The organism is Alteromonas sp. W12 (assembly GCF_001924945.1).
In the GTDB taxonomy this organism is placed as follows: domain Bacteria; phylum Pseudomonadota; class Gammaproteobacteria; order Enterobacterales; family Alteromonadaceae; genus Alteromonas; species Alteromonas macleodii.
In genome coordinates this window covers 732010-749034 of the sequence record NZ_LQXH01000007.1, presented here as the reverse complement: position 1 = coordinate 749034, position 17025 = coordinate 732010, and the positions used below count along the sequence as shown (strand labels likewise).

17 protein-coding genes are annotated in these 17025 nt (G+C 45.8%); all 17 read right to left on the bottom strand.

Translation table 11 applies throughout. From position 1 onward, the window contains the following. Positions 1 to 8: 8 nt before the first annotated feature. The 17 genes from AWH61_RS10780 to trmJ all read right to left on the bottom strand — a co-directional run bounded on the left by AWH61_RS10780 (position 9) and on the right by trmJ (position 16993). Positions 9 to 1046, bottom strand: a complete 1038-nt coding sequence (locus AWH61_RS10780; protein WP_075177059.1) for a RodZ domain-containing protein — start codon at positions 1044 to 1046, stop codon at positions 9 to 11. A 6-nt stretch (positions 1047 to 1052) separates the two neighbouring features. Continuing rightward, positions 1053 to 2243 carry a type IV pilus biogenesis/stability protein PilW gene (pilW, locus tag AWH61_RS10775; protein WP_075177058.1) on the bottom strand — a complete coding sequence of 397 codons (1191 nt, stop codon included), beginning with the start codon at positions 2241 to 2243 and terminating at the stop codon, positions 1053 to 1055. A gap of 24 nt (positions 2244 to 2267) precedes the next feature. Continuing rightward, on the bottom strand, positions 2268 to 3386 hold the full coding sequence (rlmN, locus tag AWH61_RS10770; RefSeq protein ID WP_014977032.1) for a dual-specificity RNA methyltransferase RlmN: 1119 nt from the start codon (positions 3384 to 3386) through the stop codon (positions 2268 to 2270). Between the two features lie 314 nt (positions 3387 to 3700). Beyond that, positions 3701 to 4132, bottom strand: a complete 432-nt coding sequence (gene ndk, locus AWH61_RS10765) for a nucleoside-diphosphate kinase (protein WP_012519000.1) — start codon at positions 4130 to 4132, stop codon at positions 3701 to 3703. Between the two features lie 271 nt (positions 4133 to 4403). Next, entirely contained in the window at positions 4404 to 4814 is a 411-nt protein-coding gene (locus AWH61_RS10760) for a SufE family protein (RefSeq protein WP_014950170.1), read from the bottom strand. A gap of 59 nt (positions 4815 to 4873) precedes the next feature. Then, positions 4874 to 5407 (bottom strand): putative Fe-S cluster assembly protein SufT, encoded by a 534-nt coding sequence (sufT, locus tag AWH61_RS10755; protein WP_014977033.1) that lies wholly within the window; start codon positions 5405 to 5407, stop codon positions 4874 to 4876. 50 nt (positions 5408 to 5457) lie between these two features. Next, entirely contained in the window at positions 5458 to 5814 is a 357-nt protein-coding gene (locus AWH61_RS10750) for a HesB/IscA family protein (protein WP_014950172.1), read from the bottom strand. Positions 5815 to 5823: 9 nt separating this feature from the next. Next, entirely contained in the window at positions 5824 to 7041 is a 1218-nt protein-coding gene (locus AWH61_RS10745; RefSeq protein WP_075177057.1) for an aminotransferase class V-fold PLP-dependent enzyme, read from the bottom strand. Further along, a complete protein-coding gene (gene sufD / locus AWH61_RS10740; RefSeq protein ID WP_075177056.1) occupies positions 7038 to 8294 on the bottom strand; it encodes a Fe-S cluster assembly protein SufD in 1257 nt (418 codons plus the stop codon). Before sufD ends, AWH61_RS10745 begins: the two co-directional genes overlap by 4 nt. Then, the gene (gene sufC, locus AWH61_RS10735) at positions 8291 to 9052 is read right to left on the bottom strand and encodes a Fe-S cluster assembly ATPase SufC (RefSeq protein WP_014979831.1); all 762 of its coding nucleotides are present in this window, start codon (positions 9050 to 9052) and stop codon (positions 8291 to 8293) included. The genes sufD and sufC overlap by 4 nt, the downstream gene beginning before the upstream one ends. Positions 9053 to 9055: 3 nt before the next feature. Next, the gene (gene sufB / locus AWH61_RS10730) at positions 9056 to 10492 is read right to left on the bottom strand and encodes a Fe-S cluster assembly protein SufB (RefSeq protein WP_014950176.1); all 1437 of its coding nucleotides are present in this window, start codon (positions 10490 to 10492) and stop codon (positions 9056 to 9058) included. 394 nt (positions 10493 to 10886) lie between these two features. Next, positions 10887 to 12053 carry an IscS subfamily cysteine desulfurase gene (locus AWH61_RS10725; protein ID WP_075177055.1) on the bottom strand — a complete coding sequence of 389 codons (1167 nt, stop codon included), beginning with the start codon at positions 12051 to 12053 and terminating at the stop codon, positions 10887 to 10889. A gap of 18 nt (positions 12054 to 12071) precedes the next feature. Further along, positions 12072 to 12557: a Fe-S cluster assembly transcriptional regulator IscR gene (gene iscR / locus AWH61_RS10720; RefSeq protein WP_014950178.1), complete on the bottom strand. Its 486-nt coding sequence runs from the start codon at positions 12555 to 12557 to the stop codon at positions 12072 to 12074. A 257-nt stretch (positions 12558 to 12814) separates the two neighbouring features. Continuing rightward, complete coding sequence (locus AWH61_RS10715; RefSeq protein WP_075177054.1) at positions 12815 to 13726, bottom strand: alpha/beta fold hydrolase; 912 nt, start codon at positions 13724 to 13726, stop codon at positions 12815 to 12817. A 49-nt stretch (positions 13727 to 13775) separates the two neighbouring features. Further along, positions 13776 to 15230: a flavin-containing monooxygenase gene (locus AWH61_RS10710; RefSeq protein ID WP_075177053.1), complete on the bottom strand. Its 1455-nt coding sequence runs from the start codon at positions 15228 to 15230 to the stop codon at positions 13776 to 13778. 168 nt (positions 15231 to 15398) lie between these two features. Continuing rightward, a complete protein-coding gene (cysE, locus tag AWH61_RS10705) occupies positions 15399 to 16223 on the bottom strand; it encodes a serine O-acetyltransferase (protein ID WP_014950181.1) in 825 nt (274 codons plus the stop codon). 5 nt (positions 16224 to 16228) lie between these two features. Next, on the bottom strand, positions 16229 to 16993 hold the full coding sequence (trmJ, locus tag AWH61_RS10700; RefSeq protein ID WP_014999064.1) for a tRNA (cytosine(32)/uridine(32)-2'-O)-methyltransferase TrmJ: 765 nt from the start codon (positions 16991 to 16993) through the stop codon (positions 16229 to 16231). Positions 16994 to 17025 lie beyond the last annotated feature (32 nt).

Genomic DNA, 17025 nt, shown 5'->3' with positions numbered 1-17025 from the left:
CTAATTACCTATAAAGGAAGTGCGAAGCGAGCTGTTTTACCGTTTTGGTATGAAGAAATATCAACAGACTCGCCGTTAACTGAGATGCGCACATTATCCGGTGCACCGAGCGTAACTTCAACAGGAGGAACGCCTTGAATTTCCATAACTCGTCCTTTTAGCTTTACCCCATAGGCAATAGCTTCTCCAGACGCGTCTTTAATATTAACCCAACAGTCATCGTCGAAAGTGAAAACCATAGCAATTGGCGCTGCATCAGACTGACTATTCACATTAAGGTTGGGTTGGGGTTCGTTACTATTCGCAGAATCAACCAGAGCGGTTAGGTTATTGCTATCATTCACCTCTGTATCGGGTGCTGAGATTGCACCATCATTCAAGCTACCGTCTTGGTTAAAACCGCTATCTTGGTCGCTGAATGCACCGCTGGTTTCTGAGCTTGTACTATCGCTCACGCCCGTGTCTAGCTGATTGTTTCCAGCCGTATCACCCTGCGACGACGAGGCGTCAGTAATTACATTGTCGGTATCTGTGCCCGCCGATGGGACAGGCGTATTAGCGGCTTCTCGCTTAACAGCCTCACTAAGTGGCAGTTCAGCTACCGTGTCGTCACTAGGCTGTTGATACCACCACACGACAACGGCGGCAATAATAAGAAGTAAAATAACATAAGTTACCATCATCCACCTGTCATCGTGTGTCTGTTTTGCGACACGCTTTGAAAAGCTCTGTAATTTCTCAGAAGATGGTACAGATGTTTGATTGTGGAAGCGTTCGAATGCCTCAATAACTTCTTGAGAATTCATGCCTAATTGCTTGGCATAATTTCTCACGTATCCTTTTGTAAAAGTCACCGAAGACTTTTCATCAATGACATCATTTTCTAAATCATTGATTTGTTTAGCTTTCAAAAATAATTTATCAGCAATATCTTGTTGAGACAAACCTAGCGTTTCACGGCGCGCTTTTAGCATTGCCCCTGGACTTGGCGTGTTTTCTTGTTGTTGCGAAGTAACTTCTTGATTCGCTTTTTCTTCCGACACCATTAAACCTTATTCCTCCTGCATACTCGGTGGTACTAACCAAAGCGTCTGACCAGCAATAATAGCGCCAGTATTTTCAAGGTTATTCCACTCTTGCAGTGTTGCCATTTTGATATTGTGCAATAAAGAAATACGATATAAGTTTTCACCTTCTTTTACTACATGGAATTTATCACTTTGCACAGATAATTCAGTATTTTGTACTTTTTCCGGTGTGTTAGCTGTGGCTGTAGGAGCGTTGTCGGAGTTATTGCTCTGAGATTGACGCTGAGCGTCGTTGTCTTGGGCGACGCTCTTTTCATTTTCTTTATCGTTTGATGATGTTTGTGCAAGCCCGTCGGTATTTGTTTGGTTTTCGCTTATTTCTGTTTCAGAATCGTTTGGCTGTGTAGATTTGACGGTCTTAACCACTTTGTTTTGCATACTTTCACGTTGCACTAAGTAACGTTTAGTAAGCTCACTTTCAGGGAACAATGACATCATCATTTCGCCATAACCCTTTGCAGTCTCTAGGTCCCCTTTCCCTTTGGCTATTTCATAAGCTAACCACAATGAATCAGGCGTAACTTTGGCAACACGTTCGTATTTTCGTAACGTAGATTCAGCCAGTTCCCATTGTTCTGAAACCGTGTAAAGTTCACTGAGTAAGAACAGACTTTTGCCCCGGGCAGGCTGATGTTTTAATGCGTCTTGAAAATAGCCGATCGCTTCATCTAGCTTACCTTGACTTTGCGCGCACAATGCCAAGTTCTCGTAGGTTTGCGCTGCGTTAGCGTAAAGCCTGTTATTTATCGCATCAAAGAAATACGCTTTGGCTTTTTCGTATTCGCCGTTTTGGCACTTAAACGCGCCATAACTGTTGGCAATATCGCCACTGTTAGGCGCTAGGTCGATAGCAGTTTCATAGTACTCTTCCGCTCGAAGGTTATCGCCCACCAGCTGATAGTAATATGCCATAGCGAACTGAACGTCTGCAGAGCGTGGATTAAACTCAAGCGCTTTGTCGAGGTTCTTTTTTGCCTGCGTGTAGTTGTTATTTTGAAGGTAGGTAAGACCAAGGGACATGCGTGTTTTGGCGGCTTCTTCGTGATCGAAGTTACCGCCATACAACCCTGACTGGCTATTACTGACACAGCCAGAAGTGAAAATAATCGCGCTTAAAAAGCCAATTTTAAGTGACGTTCGCAATCCCGCAACCATAGTCTTACCCTAATATCTTAATGATTATTGGGCCATTTTTACTGAAATTGCTTCGCCCTTCACCTGTTTTTTTAACATTCTTTTCGTTCTGTCTACCACATCACCCACTAATTGACCGCATGCTGCGTCGATATCATCACCTCGTGTTTTACGCACAACGGTTGTAAACCCATATTCCATAAGCACTTTTGCGAATCTATCAATACGCGAATTGCTCGAACATGTATAAGGCGAACCCGGGTAAGGGTTAAATGGTATTAAGTTTATTTTACTAGGTGTGTCTTTCAATACCTTTGCCAACTGGTGCGCTTGTTCAGTGCTGTCATTGATGTTTGAAAGCATAACGTATTCTACCGTCACACGGCCTTGGTTCGCTTTAGATTTGGCCAGATAACGACGTACGCCTGCTAAGAAGGCTTCGATATTGTACTTCTTATTGATAGGCACGATCTCGTTGCGCAACTCATCGGTGGGTGCGTGTAATGAAATAGCTAACGCTACGTCTATTTGGTCACCCAACATATCTAGCGCAGGTACTACACCAGATGTACTTAGCGTAACGCGGCGTTTAGACAGGCCGAAACCGAAATCGTCCAGCATAATATCCATGGCTGGTACAACGTTTTTAAGGTTAAGCAGTGGCTCACCCATACCCATCATTACTACGTTAGTGATAGGGCGTTTGCTTGAGTCTTTTGAAAGACCAAGGAAAGTAGCTACACGCCATACCTGACCAATAATTTCACTCACGCTTAAGTTACGGTTGAACCCCTGTTGCGCGGTTGAACAGAAAGTACACTCTAGCGCGCAACCTACCTGTGATGACACGCAAAGCGTTGCACGGTCAGTTTCTGGGATCCAAACAGATTCAACTTCCTGACCACCTTCAAGGGTAAGTGCAAACTTAATCGTGCCGTCGCTCGCTTCTTGAAAGTATGCAATTTCAGGCGCTTTAATTTCGCAATTTTCAATGAGCATCGCGCGAAGGTTTTTATTGAGGTTACTCATTTCCTCGAAATCGCTGATACCGTGCTGGTAAATCCATTTCATCACCTGATCGGCACGAAACGGTTTCTCGCCCATTTCTTTGAAGAAATTGCGCAAGCCTTCGCGATTTAAGTTTAATAAGTTAGTTTTTGCCATGAATAAGATGACCCTTTTACCTTCGAGGGATGCCCCTCTTACTACTGAATACGGTGTAAAAACCAGCGATTCGACTATGTCTTGAACGAGATTTAAGAAAAAGAAAAGCGCTGATTAAAATTTGCGCGGATTTTACCACAGATGAGATTTGAGAAAAAGCCGATTTAACGCAGAGAAACGTTAAGTTTGGCGATGCGCGAGAAGCGTGGTTTAGCTTGCCTAAATGAGCGCCGAGCAAAGCAGCATAAAGCGTGCTCAGACGCTCAGAAACAAAAAACGGGGCTTATAGCCCCGTTAATTCTACCTACGTAATCTTAGCGAGTACGTGGGCAGATTTCTTCTTCAGAGAAGAAGTAAGCAATTTCACGTGCTGCTGACTCAGGTGCGTCAGAACCGTGAACTGCGTTTTCGTCGATTGACGCAGCGTAGTCTGAACGTAGTGTACCTGCAGCTGCATCAGCTGGGTTAGTTGCGCCCATGATTTCACGGTTAGCTAGAACTGCGTTTTCGCCTTCTAGTACTTGAACCATAACAGGACCAGACGTCATGAAGTCTACAAGTGCGCCGAAGAAAGGACGCTCTTTGTGTTCTGCATAAAAGCCTTCTGCTTGCTCTTTGCTCATGTGGATCATCTTAGATGCCACGATGCGAAGACCTGCAGATTCGAAACGGTTGTAAATTGCACCGATTACGTTTTTAGCTACCGCATCAGGCTTGATAATCGAAAAAGTACGCTCAAGAGCCATGTTCTCTCTCCAAACAAATAGTGTGTGTATCTTTAAAATTTTGGCCGCGAATTATAGGCAATAAATAGCAGCTTGACCAGAGCCTTTATCAAATCAGATATAAAGTACTGTTTTTATGCGCAAATGTAGAGAAAGGTTAGCCTGTTGGCGATGACAATATGATGACAGCGTACAGATTATTTTGCACAGAACTAATTATCGAGGACTCACCTGCCCCACTGCCTTTACTATGGACCCCTAAAACGGCTTAAAGAAACCAACGCTTAAAAAATTAAGCGTTGGCTTTTGCTAATTCTTGGATTTTACCCACAATGGCACGTAAGCCATTACCGCGAGTTGGCGTGATATGACGCTCTAGGTCTAGTGCTTCAAAATAGCCGTCGATATCAAACGCTAAAATATCTGTTGGCGTTTTGTCATTATAAGCGGCAAGTACTAACGCAAGCAGTCCTTGAACGATAACTGCATCGCTGTCTACGTCAAAGTTGATTTTATTGCCATCGTAAGACTCCACCAACCAAACGCTGCTCTGACAACCTTTAACCAAACGCTCGGGGGTTTTAGCATCTTCAGGCAAGCCCGGAATAGATTTCCCTAAATCAATGATGTACTGATAACGCTGTTCCCAATCGTCGAAGAACGCTAAATCATCAATAATTTCGTCACTGCTAGGTAGTTGCATTGCTATTTCCGCTTAATTTGTTTGAAAAATTGTGTGATTAAATTTCACTGCGTGAATGACTAGAAGAACAGACCCGCTTCAAGCTGTGCTTCTTCACTCATCATATCACGGGACCATGCAGGGTCGAATACAAGCTCTACGTTAACGTTTTTAACATGGGGAACCATGGCAACGCGGTATTCAACATCACCCACCAACACTGGGCCCATGCCACAGCCTGGTGCGGTCAGGGTCATATCAATATTAACGCTGCTAGTATCTTGATCAATTTCCACTTTGTAGATAAGACCAAGGGATACGAGATTAATAGGGATCTCAGGGTCAAAAATAGTTTCTAACGCGTCCCACACTTGCTGCTCGCTAATGTTGCCGTCTTCTGGCGCGTCAAAGCTTAGTGTCATCGCTTTACGGCCAATAGCACCTGCATCAGTACCGTCGATGCGATACATGTTGCCACGCCACGTTACCGTGTAGTTACCACCGAGCTCTTGGGTGATATTCACAAACTCGCCTTCAGGGATCACGGTAGGATTGCCCGCAGGAACTAAGCGCGCTTTACAATCGCGCTCGGTGGTCACCATTTTTTGCTTCATAAACTACTTAGTACTCTTTGTTCTACCACTGATGGCCTTTGACGTGGCACTTAGCCTACGTTAAAGCTTTCACCGCATCCGCACTCATCAACCACGTTGGGGTTGTTGTATTTAATGACGCCGTTAACACCTTCTGTAACGTAATCAATTTCTGTATTACGCAGTAGGTCGGTGGCATCTGCAGCCACGGCTACGTTAAGTAGTGGCGAAATTTCAACAATTTCGTCATCGGCTTGCGCGCTATCTGCGAAATCAAGCACGTAGGCGTAACCTGTACAGCCGCTTACTTTTGTCGATAAACGAATTAACTGACCAGGCTTGTCTTTAAGCTTACTTTCGAAATGCTTAACGGCACTGTCAGTTAGCGAAATGAGTTTTGTACTAGGTACGAAAGTTTCAACACTCATAATGCCTCCTTAGGCCAACATCATTTTTGCTTTTTTAAGCGCAGCAAATAAGCTGTCGACTTCTTCAAGCGTATTGTAAATTGAGAACGACGCACGAGCAGTACCCGGAATACCAAAGCGCTTCATTAGCGGCTGTGCACAGTTATCACCGGTACGAATTGCAACGCCTTGTCTATCGAGAATAAAGCCCACGTCCGCCGGGTGCGCGCCTTCCAGTAGAAAGCTCAGCACGCCTACCTTTTTAGGTGCCGTACCGATTATCCGCATACCGTCAAACGCTTCGGCCTGCTCGGTAGCATAGGCAAGCAGCTTTTGTTCATGTTCATGCAATGCATTGACATCAAGGGCACTAAACCAATCTACTGCAGCGCCCATACCAATGGCACCTGCGATGTTTGGCGTACCGGCTTCTAAACGATTTGGCAATGCACCCCATGTGGCTTCATGGTAGGTCACGTCTTTGATCATCTCGCCGCCTACCTGCCAAACAGGCCAGGTTTCTAGCACCTCTTTTCTGCCCCACAGACAGCCAATGCCTGTTGGACCGAATAGCTTGTGCCCTGAAAACGCATAAAAATCACAGCCAATGTCTTGTACGTCAACACCGCCATGAGCAATACCTTGTGCGCCATCAACCAGCACCCATGCGCCAACCGCTTTCGCTTTTTCAGTAAGCAGTTTAATTGGGTTCACCGTACCTAATGCATTCGATACGTGTGGAAACGCCACTAGCTTAGTGTTTTCAGACAGCAATCTGTCAAACGCTTCAACATCAAGCTCACCGCTATCAAAAATAGGCACAACATTGAGCGTTGCACCAGAACGGCGACACGCTTGTTGCCAGGTCACCAAGTTTGCGTGGTGCTCCAGCTCGGTCACCATCACTTCATCACCTTCACTAAGAAGTTGACCAAGGCCATTAGCCACAATATTAATGGCTTCTGTGGTGCCCGACGTCCAGATAACTTCTTCACGCGCTTTCGCGTTAATGAACTTTGCAACGCTGGTACGTGCATTTTCGTAACGGCGCGTGGCTTCATCCGATAAATGGTGCGCACCGCGGTGCACGTTTGCATTCGTCCCCGTGTAAAAATCTACTAAGGCGTCGATAACGGCCTGAGGTTTTTGTGTTGTTGCCGCATTATCTAGGTAGACCAGCGGCTTGCCGTCTACCGTTTTAGATAAAATAGGAAACTGGGCACGAAGTGCTGCAACGTCTAAGCTCATTTCACCTCCATTTGGGCGAAGCGCTCACTTAAAATTGGTGCTAGCCATTCACGGACTGCCGCATTAGGCACGTCATTTATAAGCTCTTGAATGAAACCAAAGTTGAGCATTACCAGTGCTTTACTGCGAGAAACGCCGCGGGTAAGCATGTAATACAAGGCTTCTTCTTCAATTTCAGCAACCGTTGCACCGTGGGCACATTTTACGTCATCAGCATAAATTTCAAGCTCAGGCTTGGTATTGATAACGCCGCGGCGAGATAGCAACAAGTTGCGGTTGTTAAGTTCAGCCAATGTCTTTTGCGCGTCGCGATGAATATGAATACGCCCGTTAAATACTGCTCGGGCCTTATCACCAACTATACCGCGCGCATTTTCTTCTGTTGTACCGTTAGGCATGGCGTGCTCAATGGTAGAGTGAAGGTCAAATAACTCGCCTTCCGCCAGAAGATAAATGGCGTTCATTTTCGCATCGGCAAATTCGCCGGCGTGATGAATATCTACATCTAAACGCGAAAGCTCACTTCCATAGCCCACCATGGTGCTGTTAAGCGTGGTGCGGTTATGTAGCTTAAAGTGGCTGCCGCCTAATTGCTTAGCTTTGCCAGTAAACATAGCAAAACGATAGTGTTCTAGATGTGCATCATCAGCCAGGTCATATTCAGCAAACGCTGTGGTTAAGCTTTCCGTATCGCCAAAACCTTGCTCAATAACGGTGGCGCTTGCGCCTTCAGCTAGTTTTACCACCACACGCGTATGTGCATCGACATTTTGCGAAGCCATGTTCACAATGCGCACTGGCGTGTCGATTTTCGCGCCAGCTTCAACATTAATAAATATACCGTGTTGGCACAGCGCATCGTTAACTAGACCAAACATATGACGGGTTGGCTTAACTTGACCGTATACACTGCTGATCGCTTGCTGCGTAGCAGTATCATCATTATTAAGCGACGTGATGCTCATGCCCGCTGGCACATCTAACGTGTTAACCTGCGTAACCAATACACCGTCTACAAATACAAGGTCGATAGCATCTAGGTTATCGATAGCGGGTACCGGTAGACTATCTGCCTGAACCGCTTGCTTCGCTTCACGCTTCTCAAGTGGCGTTAACGGTGTAAAGCGCCAGCTTTCGTTTCTACGGGCTGGCCAACCATCAGCTTTTAACTTTTCTAAGGCCTGCTGACGCACGGGCGCTAAGTAATCGGAGATTTGCGCCGCATCAATGACCTGTTCTAGCCATTGACTCATGCTTCAGCCTCCTCGTACGCTTTACCTAGGAATGCGTATCCGCTCTTCTCTACTTCTAGCGCTAGTGACGCGTCACCGCTTTTCACGATTTTGCCGTCGGCAAGAATGTGAACAAAGTCAGGCTTGATGTAATCTAGAAGACGCTGGTAGTGGGTAACAACGATGAAGCTACGCTCACCGTCGCGCTGGCTATTAACACCATCGGCAACGACCTGAAGTGCATCAACGTCAAGGCCAGAGTCTGATTCATCTAGAATACAAAGCTTTGGCTCTAGCAAAATCATTTGCATGATTTCGTTACGCTTCTTCTCACCACCAGAGAAACCTTCGTTCACACCGCGCTTCAAGAAATCCAATGGAAGCTGTACCTGCTTGCACGCTTCTTTTGCTTTCTTTAAAAACTCAGCAGCAGTTAACGGCGCTTCGCCGCGCTGTTCGCGCATAGCGTTAACTGACTCTTTCATGAATTCCATATTGCTTACACCAGGAATTTCAACTGGGTACTGGAACGCAAGGAAAAGGCCTTCGCGGGCACGTTCTTCTACTTCAAGTTCTAATAGGTCTTTACCGTTAAGCGTGGCTTCGCCTTCGCTTACTTCGTAACCATCACGACCAGATAGGACGTAGCCTAGTGTACTTTTACCGGCACCGTTGGGGCCCATGATAGCGTGTACTTCACCAGGTTTAACTTCAAGGTTAAGACCTTTAATGATGTTCTTCTCTTCCACGCTGGCATGTAAATTCTTGATACTAAGCATTGATTACCCCACTGAACCTTCAAGACTAATTTCGAGCAGCTTGCCGGCTTCTACGGCAAATTCCATTGGCAGCTCTTTGAATACTTCTTTACAGAAACCGTTAACTATCATAGAAACGGCCTTTTCTGTGTCTAAGCCACGTTGCTGACACAGGAATAATTGTTCGTCGCTCACCTTCGATGTTGTTGCTTCGTGCTCAACAATGGCTGAAGGGTTGCGGCTTTCGATATACGGGAATGTGTGCGCGCCACATTTGTCACCGATAAGTAGCGAGTCACACTCGGTGAAGTTACGTGCTCCGTCTGCGCGAGGGCCCATTTGAACCAGCCCGCGATAGGCGTTGTTACTGTTACCCGCTGAGATACCTTTAGAGATAATGGTCGACTTGGTATTTTTACCCACGTGGATCATCTTAGTTCCGGTATCAGCCTGCTGGCGACCGCGCGTTAGCGCTACTGAATAGAATTCACCTACACTGTTATCGCCTTTAAGTACACAGCTTGGGTACTTCCACGTAACCGCAGAGCCGGTTTCAACCTGTGTCCACGAGATTTTGGCATTAGTATGCGCTACACCACGTTTTGTCACGAAGTTGTAGATACCGCCTTTACCGTTCTCGTCACCTGGGTACCAGTTCTGTACCGTTGAGTATTTAATTTGCGCATCGTCCATTGCCACTAGCTCAACCACTGCCGCATGCAGCTGGTTTTCATCGCGCTGTGGCGCGGTACAACCTTCAAGGTAGCTTACATAGCTGCCTTCATCAGCAACAATCAAGGTACGCTCGAACTGACCGGTGTTCATTTCGTTAATACGGAAATAAGTAGAAAGCTCCATTGGGCAACGTGTGCCTTTTGGAATATAAACGAATGAACCGTCAGTAAATACAGCGCTATTAAGCGCAGCAAAATAGTTATCTGTGCGCGGCACTACCGAACCGATGTATTTCTTTACAAGGTCTGGGTACTTCTGTACTGCCTCAGAAATTGGGCAAAAGATCACTCCCGCTTCTTCAAGCTTATCGCGGAACGTAGTTACAACCGATACCGAGTCGAATACCGCATCTACCGCAACGCCTGCCAGCATTTCCTGCTCGTGTAGAGGAATGCCCAGCTTTTCATAGGTGCGAAGTAGCTCAGGGTCAACTTCATCTAGCGACTTAGGCTTATCTTTCATACTCTTTGGTGCCGAGTAATAAGAAATGGCCTGATAATCGATTTTCGGATAGTCGACATGCGCCCAATCAGGCTCTTCCATTTCTAGCCATGCATGATAAGACTTCAAACGCCATTCAAGCATCCATTCAGGCTCGTTTTTCATTGCTGATATGCGGCGGATAACCGACTCGTCCAGGCCGCTTTCAAACGTTTCCGATTCGATTTCTGAATAGAAACCCGCATCGTACTTTCTTTCTAACGCCTGTTCGATCTGTTCACTCATGTTGGGATCTCACTTGTTTGCCTGCATTTGCTGCCACTAACCTTTCTATTTAACTGGCAAATAAATCACCCCACGGTCTTGGTAATTTATATCGACTTTCAACTTCAACAACGTCATTTATTTGGGTTTACGCCCAAAAGAGTTGCCAAAACTGCCAGTTACATTGCGGACAGCCTAAAATTTTGGTGCCGTAGTATATAATACCCGACTATTTCACTCAAATATTCAGCCATTAATTTATGGCCACTTACGCGTTTTAAACGCTGCTTAAAGGTCAATTTCCTTCAAACGCGCATTAATTTTCTTCCACATTCACTAAAATAAAAAAGAATGCGCTAACACTAACTACGCTTTGCCTGCTACAAAAACCCGCGCTCAACGACGGTATAGGCGTTTATGCTGAAACCGCTTGGCGTAGTCTTGTTGTTACATCCACTACTTTTTGTATTACGTAATCGATGTCTTCTTGGGTCGTAAAACGCCCCACGCTGAATCTAATTCCTGCATGCGCCAATTCGTTGCTGCGGCCAATCGCTTTTAACACATACGAAGGCTCTAAACTCGCTGACGTACATGCCGACCCTGAAGATACGGCAATATCATTTAAGCCCATCATCAAGCTTTCGCCGTCTACACCCGCAAAACTCACATTTAGAATGCCTGGGATTCGCTGTGTAGCGTGGCCGTTTAAATAGACATCGTCGAGCTGCTGAAGGCCCTGCCACAGCGATTCACGCAGCGCTAATATGCGCGCACTGTCCTCTTCCATTTTTGAGGAGGCTAGCGCGATGGCTTCACCCATTCCAACAATTTGATGGGTGGCTAATGTACCCGACCGCATGCCGCGCTCGTGGCCACCGCCATGAATTTGTGCCACCAGATTAATTTTGGGACGGCGACGCACATATAGTGCCCCCATACCTTTCGGGCCGTATATCTTGTGCGCCGATATAGACAGCAAATCTATAGGAAGCTCAGCTAAATCAATGGCAATTTTGCCCACACTTTGCGCACCATCCACATGAAAAAGAATGCCTTTGTCACGACAAAGCTGGCCAATAGCTTGAATGTCTTGGATAACCCCAAGTTCATTGTTAACGTGCATCACCGACACCAAAATAGTGTCGTCGCGCAACGCATTTTCAAGCGCATATAAATCAATTAACCCGTTCGGCTGTACTTCAAGATACGTAACCTCAAAGCCCTCGCTTTGTAAGTACTCACAGGTATCTAACACCGCTTTGTGTTCGGTATTAACGGTAATGATATGTTTGCCTTTATTGGCATAACCTTGGGCGACGCCTTTTATAGCAAGATTGTTCGATTCAGTGGCCCCCGAAGTAAAAACAATTTCTCTAGGGTCGCAATTAAGCGCGTCGCTGATTTGATTTCTAGCAACATCAACCGCTTCTTCTGCCATCCAGCCGAAGCGATAGCTACGAGAAGCTGGGTTACCAAAGTTGCCATCCAGGGTTAGGCATTTTGCCATTGCCTCGGCCACATTCGGGTCTACTGGTGTTGTTGCTGCGTAATCTAAATAAATGGGTGTTGATAAAGCCATGCGTTACTCAATACCAATTTAAAGTTGAATACTAACTTCGATATCTTTGGTGATATGACGAAGTGATGCATTACCGTCTTGACGGTCGGCTACCTCTTGCACATCACGCTTTGCCATTAACTCGCCCAACGTAATTGAATTCAAAAACGCCGCAATGCGATCACTTAGGTCTTGCCACAAGCTGTGCGTTAGGCAGCGATCGCCGCCTTGACAGTCTGCTTGTCCTTGGCAACGTGTCGCATCAATGGACTCGTCGACGGCGCGAATGACTTCGCCTATCGCAATTTTGCTTGCTTCACGGCCTAACAAATAGCCGCCGCCAGGCCCGCGAACACTGTCTACTAATTGCTCTTTACGCAATCGAGAAAAAAGCTGTTCAAGGTAAGATAAAGAAATTTCTTGTCGTTCTGAAATGTCGGCAAGAGGCACTGGACCACGCTTTGAATGCAAAGCGACATCAAGCATTGCGGTAACCGCATAGCGCCCTTTCGAAGTGAGTTTCATTGGATTCTCCCGCCGTTTTATAGTGCGGGAATTTTCACATACCCGACTAAAATGGTCAAGTATAAGACCCAGTAAATTAGTCAGGTATTATTGATTCGAGTAATCGCTTTTGTACATCAAGGCTTTCGTTTCATTTTAGCCCGATCCAAATAAGCACTAATAGACGCTAATAGGTGCCGAATTAGAGTGGTTACTTCTACGCTAAATGCTAAGAAATCGTTTATTCTGCAAATGAATGATAACGTCGACCATAAGCGCTATTTGTTTGTATTTAAGTGAATATGAGCAAGAATACTGTCTGCTATCCGATGTGATTGAACGGTATCTATTTGATGGCGCAACCCGCGCAATATTTGATGTTTAGCACCTGATATAGCCCTGGCTGTCGCAACACCGCCACTGGGATGCACCATGTGATCAACATCTCCGTGTATCACTAATGTTGGGGCTTTGACATTTTGAAGCATTGGCGTTCGGTCCCCGGATTTCAAAATAGCACCGATTTGCCGGAACATCGCTTTTGCATCACTTTTGCCACCATTTCGCTGCCATGCCAAACGCGCGTACTGATGCCATTGATTTACGGCTCCGTTTGCAGCTACATCGCCAATATGCGTCATCATTGCCTGATAGTTTTTTACTGCGTCTTTTTCGTTCATTGGCGCTTTAGCTCTTGCCATTCGCCATAGCGTTGAATAAGAGGGTTGCCCTACGCGGCGATTCCCTGTCGTTGAGAAAATAGACGTCATAGATATCACTTTTTCAGGATGCAGACTTGCAAGAGTCTGTGCAATCATCCCTCCCATAGACATTCCTGCGATATGTGCGCTTGATATATTTAGCGCCTCTAACAACTGTGCAGTATCTTCAGCCATCCGTTCAAGTCCATATGCACCTTTCGGCGACCTTCCTCTTAACTGCTGTAATAGGCTGGGATGCGGTGTGTCGCTGCGTACTGACCTTCCTGCATCACGATTGTCAAAGCAAATAACGCGAAATCCACTAGAAACTAAACGCTCAATAAGCGCGTTTGGCCAATAAACCAACTGAAGACCTAAACCCACAATAAGTACAATGGTGTCGGTATTTCCGACACCATGTTCGGCATAGCAAAACCTATCACCGCTTTTAAGCGTTACGTATTGCTCATGATGCTGGGCTAAACTCATTTAAAGCTCTCGTGATTTAATAAAAGTAAGTGTGCGTCTATTAAAATTTCTATTCAAACTTAAGCGCTGGATCGTCTACACGGCCTTTCCGAAAAATTTTCACGTCTTGTGCATAATTGAACGACATAGACCAAGGAAACTGCATGCCTTGACGTGGCAACTGTTCTAAAGAGCGTTGGATGTAGCCAGCGCCAAAGTTTAGCAACGGTTGTGTTTCCATATTTGGGTCTGCTACAGGTGTACACTGTGTAAAGCCGTGCTCTTCCATATGATTGAGCAATCGCGTGAAATGTTCACATAGAAGGCCAATTTTTAGTGTCCACGATGAAGCTGTATAGCCCACCGCAATAGCAAAATTAGGCACACCACTGAGTAACATACCTTTATACGTAACACATTCTGGAAGCGAAATAGCTTCACCATCAATTTTTGGCACTATCCCTCCTAAAGGCAGAAGGTTTAATCCAGTGGCTGTTACTATAATATCTGCTTCAATATGCTGGCCCGAATCAAGTTTAATTCCCGTTTCAGTAAACGTATCTATAGTATCTGTTGCAACCGACGCCTTACCTTTCGAAATTGACTCGAATAAATCTCCACCCGGAACTGCACACAGTCGCTGCTCCCAAGGATTGTAAGGTGGGTTAAAGTGTATATCTACTGGATACCCTTCGGGTAACATTTTTGCATTAAGACTGCGTATTATTTTGCGCGCACGATGCGGAAAGCGCTGACAAAATGCGTACACCCAACGCTGTTTCGCTATGTTAAACCAACGCGCAGCTTTAAACGCTGTATCCTCGCTAAACCACGCGCGTAAATGTTTTGCGATTGGGTCATCTACGGGCACAGGCAATACGTAGGATGGCGTTCTTTGCAGCATAGTCACGTGCGATGCGCTTTTCGCTAGTGCGGGAACCAGCGTTACCGCCGTTGCACCGCTTCCGATTACCACGACGCGTTTGTTTTTGTATTCCAGATCTTCAGGCCAATGCTGAGGATGTACAATCTGGCCGTTAAATTGTGATTGCCCTTTGAAATGTGGTGCATAACCTTTATCGTATCGATAATAACCCGAAGCGTTAAATATCCATCTGGCGGCAATGTGCTCATGCTGCCCACTCTCTTCTGACTTTAACGTAACCCGCCAATAGTGTTTATCGCTTTGCCAATCTATATCTACCACACGAGTTAAAAAACGTATGTGCTCTTTAATACCGTTTTCAGCCGCGGTTTCTTCTACGTAAGCCTTTATTGAACGACCATCAGCAATGGCCTTTTTCTCTTTCCAAGGTTTGAATTCGTAGCCAAAGGTGAATAAATCAGAATCTGAGCGTATTCCCGGGTATTTGAATAAATCCCATGTGCCGCCCAAATCACCGCGGGCTTCTATAATAGAATATGAAAGGTCAGGACATTTTTTTTGAATGTGGTAGGCGCAGCCGATACCCGAAATTCCGGCTCCAACAATTAGTACGTCGAGTAATGGCGCTGTTTCTTGCATAACGTCCCTGAAAAGTGATAATCAACCTTCCATCTCAATGTATGTTGGAGTTATGCATGAGTCAATGTGCTTGTTAATGTTTTGTAAAAACAAGCCTTTGTGAATTTTTACTATATAAGGGTGAAGGTTCTCGGCCTTAGCACCCGAAAATAGTATGCGAAATTAGAGTTAAATAGCGGGGTCGAAAGAAGAATGAGCCTTCTCTCGCTCTTGGGTTTCCGTTAGGTCGAAACCCGTTTCTGCGAAATCTTCAGCGCTAATATTGTGTAAATTATCGGTACACACATCGCCACCTAGTGACTGAATGACCTTGCACATCTCTTCCACTTTGGTGTCCATTTGGTGCATATGCTCTAGCATTATGCCCATCGCATTGGCCACAGGATCAGGGTTATCTGGCGCGACAGCATAGGCATCAAAACCATATTTCTGGGCAATTTTATCTCGCTCGGGGTTTACCGAGGCATTCATCTCTTTTTGCTTCGAGATAATGATACGACCCGGGATCCCCACTGCCGTAGCACCATCAGGAATATCTTTTACGACCACAGAGTTAGACCCTACTTTAGCGTTTTCACCTATAATAATAGGCCCCAACACTTTGGCACCAGCCCCAACTACAGCGCCTTTTTTAAGGGTTGGGTGGCGCTTACCTGCTCGCCAGCTAGTGCCTCCAAGAGTAACGCCGTGGTAAAGGGTGACATCATCGCCAATTTCTGCTGTTTCACCAATGACCACACCCATACCGTGGTCGATAAATACCCGTCGTCCTAACGTGGCACCAGGATGAATTTCAATCCCCGTAAGCCAGCGGCTAAAGGTTGATAAACTGCGTGCCAACCATTTCCATTCAGCCTTCCATAGTTTGTGACTAATGCGATGCAGCCACACCGCATGAAGGCCAGGATAGTTGGTTAGCACTTCAAAGGTGTTTCTGGCCGCTGGGTCGCGATGAAATACACCTTGAATATCATCTTTTATACGGGCGAACATAGTGTTTACTCTTTTTCTTCTATCGCTGGTGCAGGGTCTGCATCGCCTGAGTTAGCATTCTTCACCGATTTATCGATAGACGCCAATATACCGCGCAATATATTAAGCTCTTGAGACTCAGGGCGCGCTCGGTTAAACAAGCGGCGCAGCTTAGTCATAACCACACCCGGGTGACTTTTGCGAATGAACGACGTGCCTTCCAGCGTGGTTTCCAAATGCTTATAAAAACGCTCTAAATCGTCATTTAGTGGATATTCTTCCTCAACACTTGGATATGTTTCGCGATTTAGATAGGCCATGCGAATTTCATAACAAAGGGTTTGCACTGCTGCTGCTAAATTAAGTGAGCTATATTCAGGGTTGGCTGGAATACACATATGGAAGTGACACTGCTGCAGCTCTTCATTAGTTAAACCACTGTTCTCACGCCCAAACACCAAAGCTACCGGGTATTTTTCTACTTCTTGGACCAGCTTTTCGCCACAGTCGCGCGGGCCTAACATAGGCCATGAATGAGTGCGAGAGCGTGCAGACGTCCCTACTACCAAGCCACAGTCTTTAACTGCCTCTTCCAGAGTGCTTACAATTTTCGCGTTAGCAAGCACATCACCAGCCCCTGCAGCCAATGCACTGGCTTGGCCGTCTGGCTCATTTACTGGGTCGACAAGATATAAGCTGCTCAGTCCCATGGTTTTCATAGCTCTTGCTGTCGAACCGATGTTTCCCGTGTGAGACGTGTTAACTAAAATAATGCGAATATTCTCGAGCATGCGTGTAATACCTACGTACTTATTTGGATAGC

Bases quoted from the DNA above. Each gene is read 5' to 3' on its own strand.
- AWH61_RS10780 (WP_075177059.1), bottom strand. From the start codon at position 1,046: ATGGTGTCGGAAGAAAAAGCGAATCAAGAAGTTACTTCGCAACAACAA.
- pilW (WP_075177058.1), bottom strand. From the start codon at position 2,243: ATGGTTGCGGGATTGCGAACGTCACTTAAAATTGGCTTTTTAAGCGCG.
- rlmN (WP_014977032.1), bottom strand. From the start codon at position 3,386: ATGGCAAAAACTAACTTATTAAACTTAAATCGCGAAGGCTTGCGCAAT.
- ndk (WP_012519000.1), bottom strand. From the start codon at position 4,132: ATGGCTCTTGAGCGTACTTTTTCGATTATCAAGCCTGATGCGGTAGCT.
- AWH61_RS10760 (WP_014950170.1), bottom strand. From the start codon at position 4,814: ATGCAACTACCTAGCAGTGACGAAATTATTGATGATTTAGCGTTCTTC.
- sufT (WP_014977033.1), bottom strand. From the start codon at position 5,407: ATGAAGCAAAAAATGGTGACCACCGAGCGCGATTGTAAAGCGCGCTTA.
- AWH61_RS10750 (WP_014950172.1), bottom strand. From the start codon at position 5,814: ATGAGTGTTGAAACTTTCGTACCTAGTACAAAACTCATTTCGCTAACT.
- AWH61_RS10745 (WP_075177057.1), bottom strand. From the start codon at position 7,041: ATGAGCTTAGACGTTGCAGCACTTCGTGCCCAGTTTCCTATTTTATCT.
- sufD (WP_075177056.1), bottom strand. From the start codon at position 8,294: ATGAGTCAATGGCTAGAACAGGTCATTGATGCGGCGCAAATCTCCGAT.
- sufC (WP_014979831.1), bottom strand. From the start codon at position 9,052: ATGCTTAGTATCAAGAATTTACATGCCAGCGTGGAAGAGAAGAACATC.
- sufB (WP_014950176.1), bottom strand. From the start codon at position 10,492: ATGAGTGAACAGATCGAACAGGCGTTAGAAAGAAAGTACGATGCGGGT.
- AWH61_RS10725 (WP_075177055.1), bottom strand. From the start codon at position 12,053: ATGGCTTTATCAACACCCATTTATTTAGATTACGCAGCAACAACACCA.
- iscR (WP_014950178.1), bottom strand. From the start codon at position 12,557: ATGAAACTCACTTCGAAAGGGCGCTATGCGGTTACCGCAATGCTTGAT.
- AWH61_RS10715 (WP_075177054.1), bottom strand. From the start codon at position 13,726: ATGAGTTTAGCCCAGCATCATGAGCAATACGTAACGCTTAAAAGCGGT.
- AWH61_RS10710 (WP_075177053.1), bottom strand. From the start codon at position 15,230: ATGCAAGAAACAGCGCCATTACTCGACGTACTAATTGTTGGAGCCGGA.
- cysE (WP_014950181.1), bottom strand. From the start codon at position 16,223: ATGTTCGCCCGTATAAAAGATGATATTCAAGGTGTATTTCATCGCGAC.
- trmJ (WP_014999064.1), bottom strand. From the start codon at position 16,993: ATGCTCGAGAATATTCGCATTATTTTAGTTAACACGTCTCACACGGGA.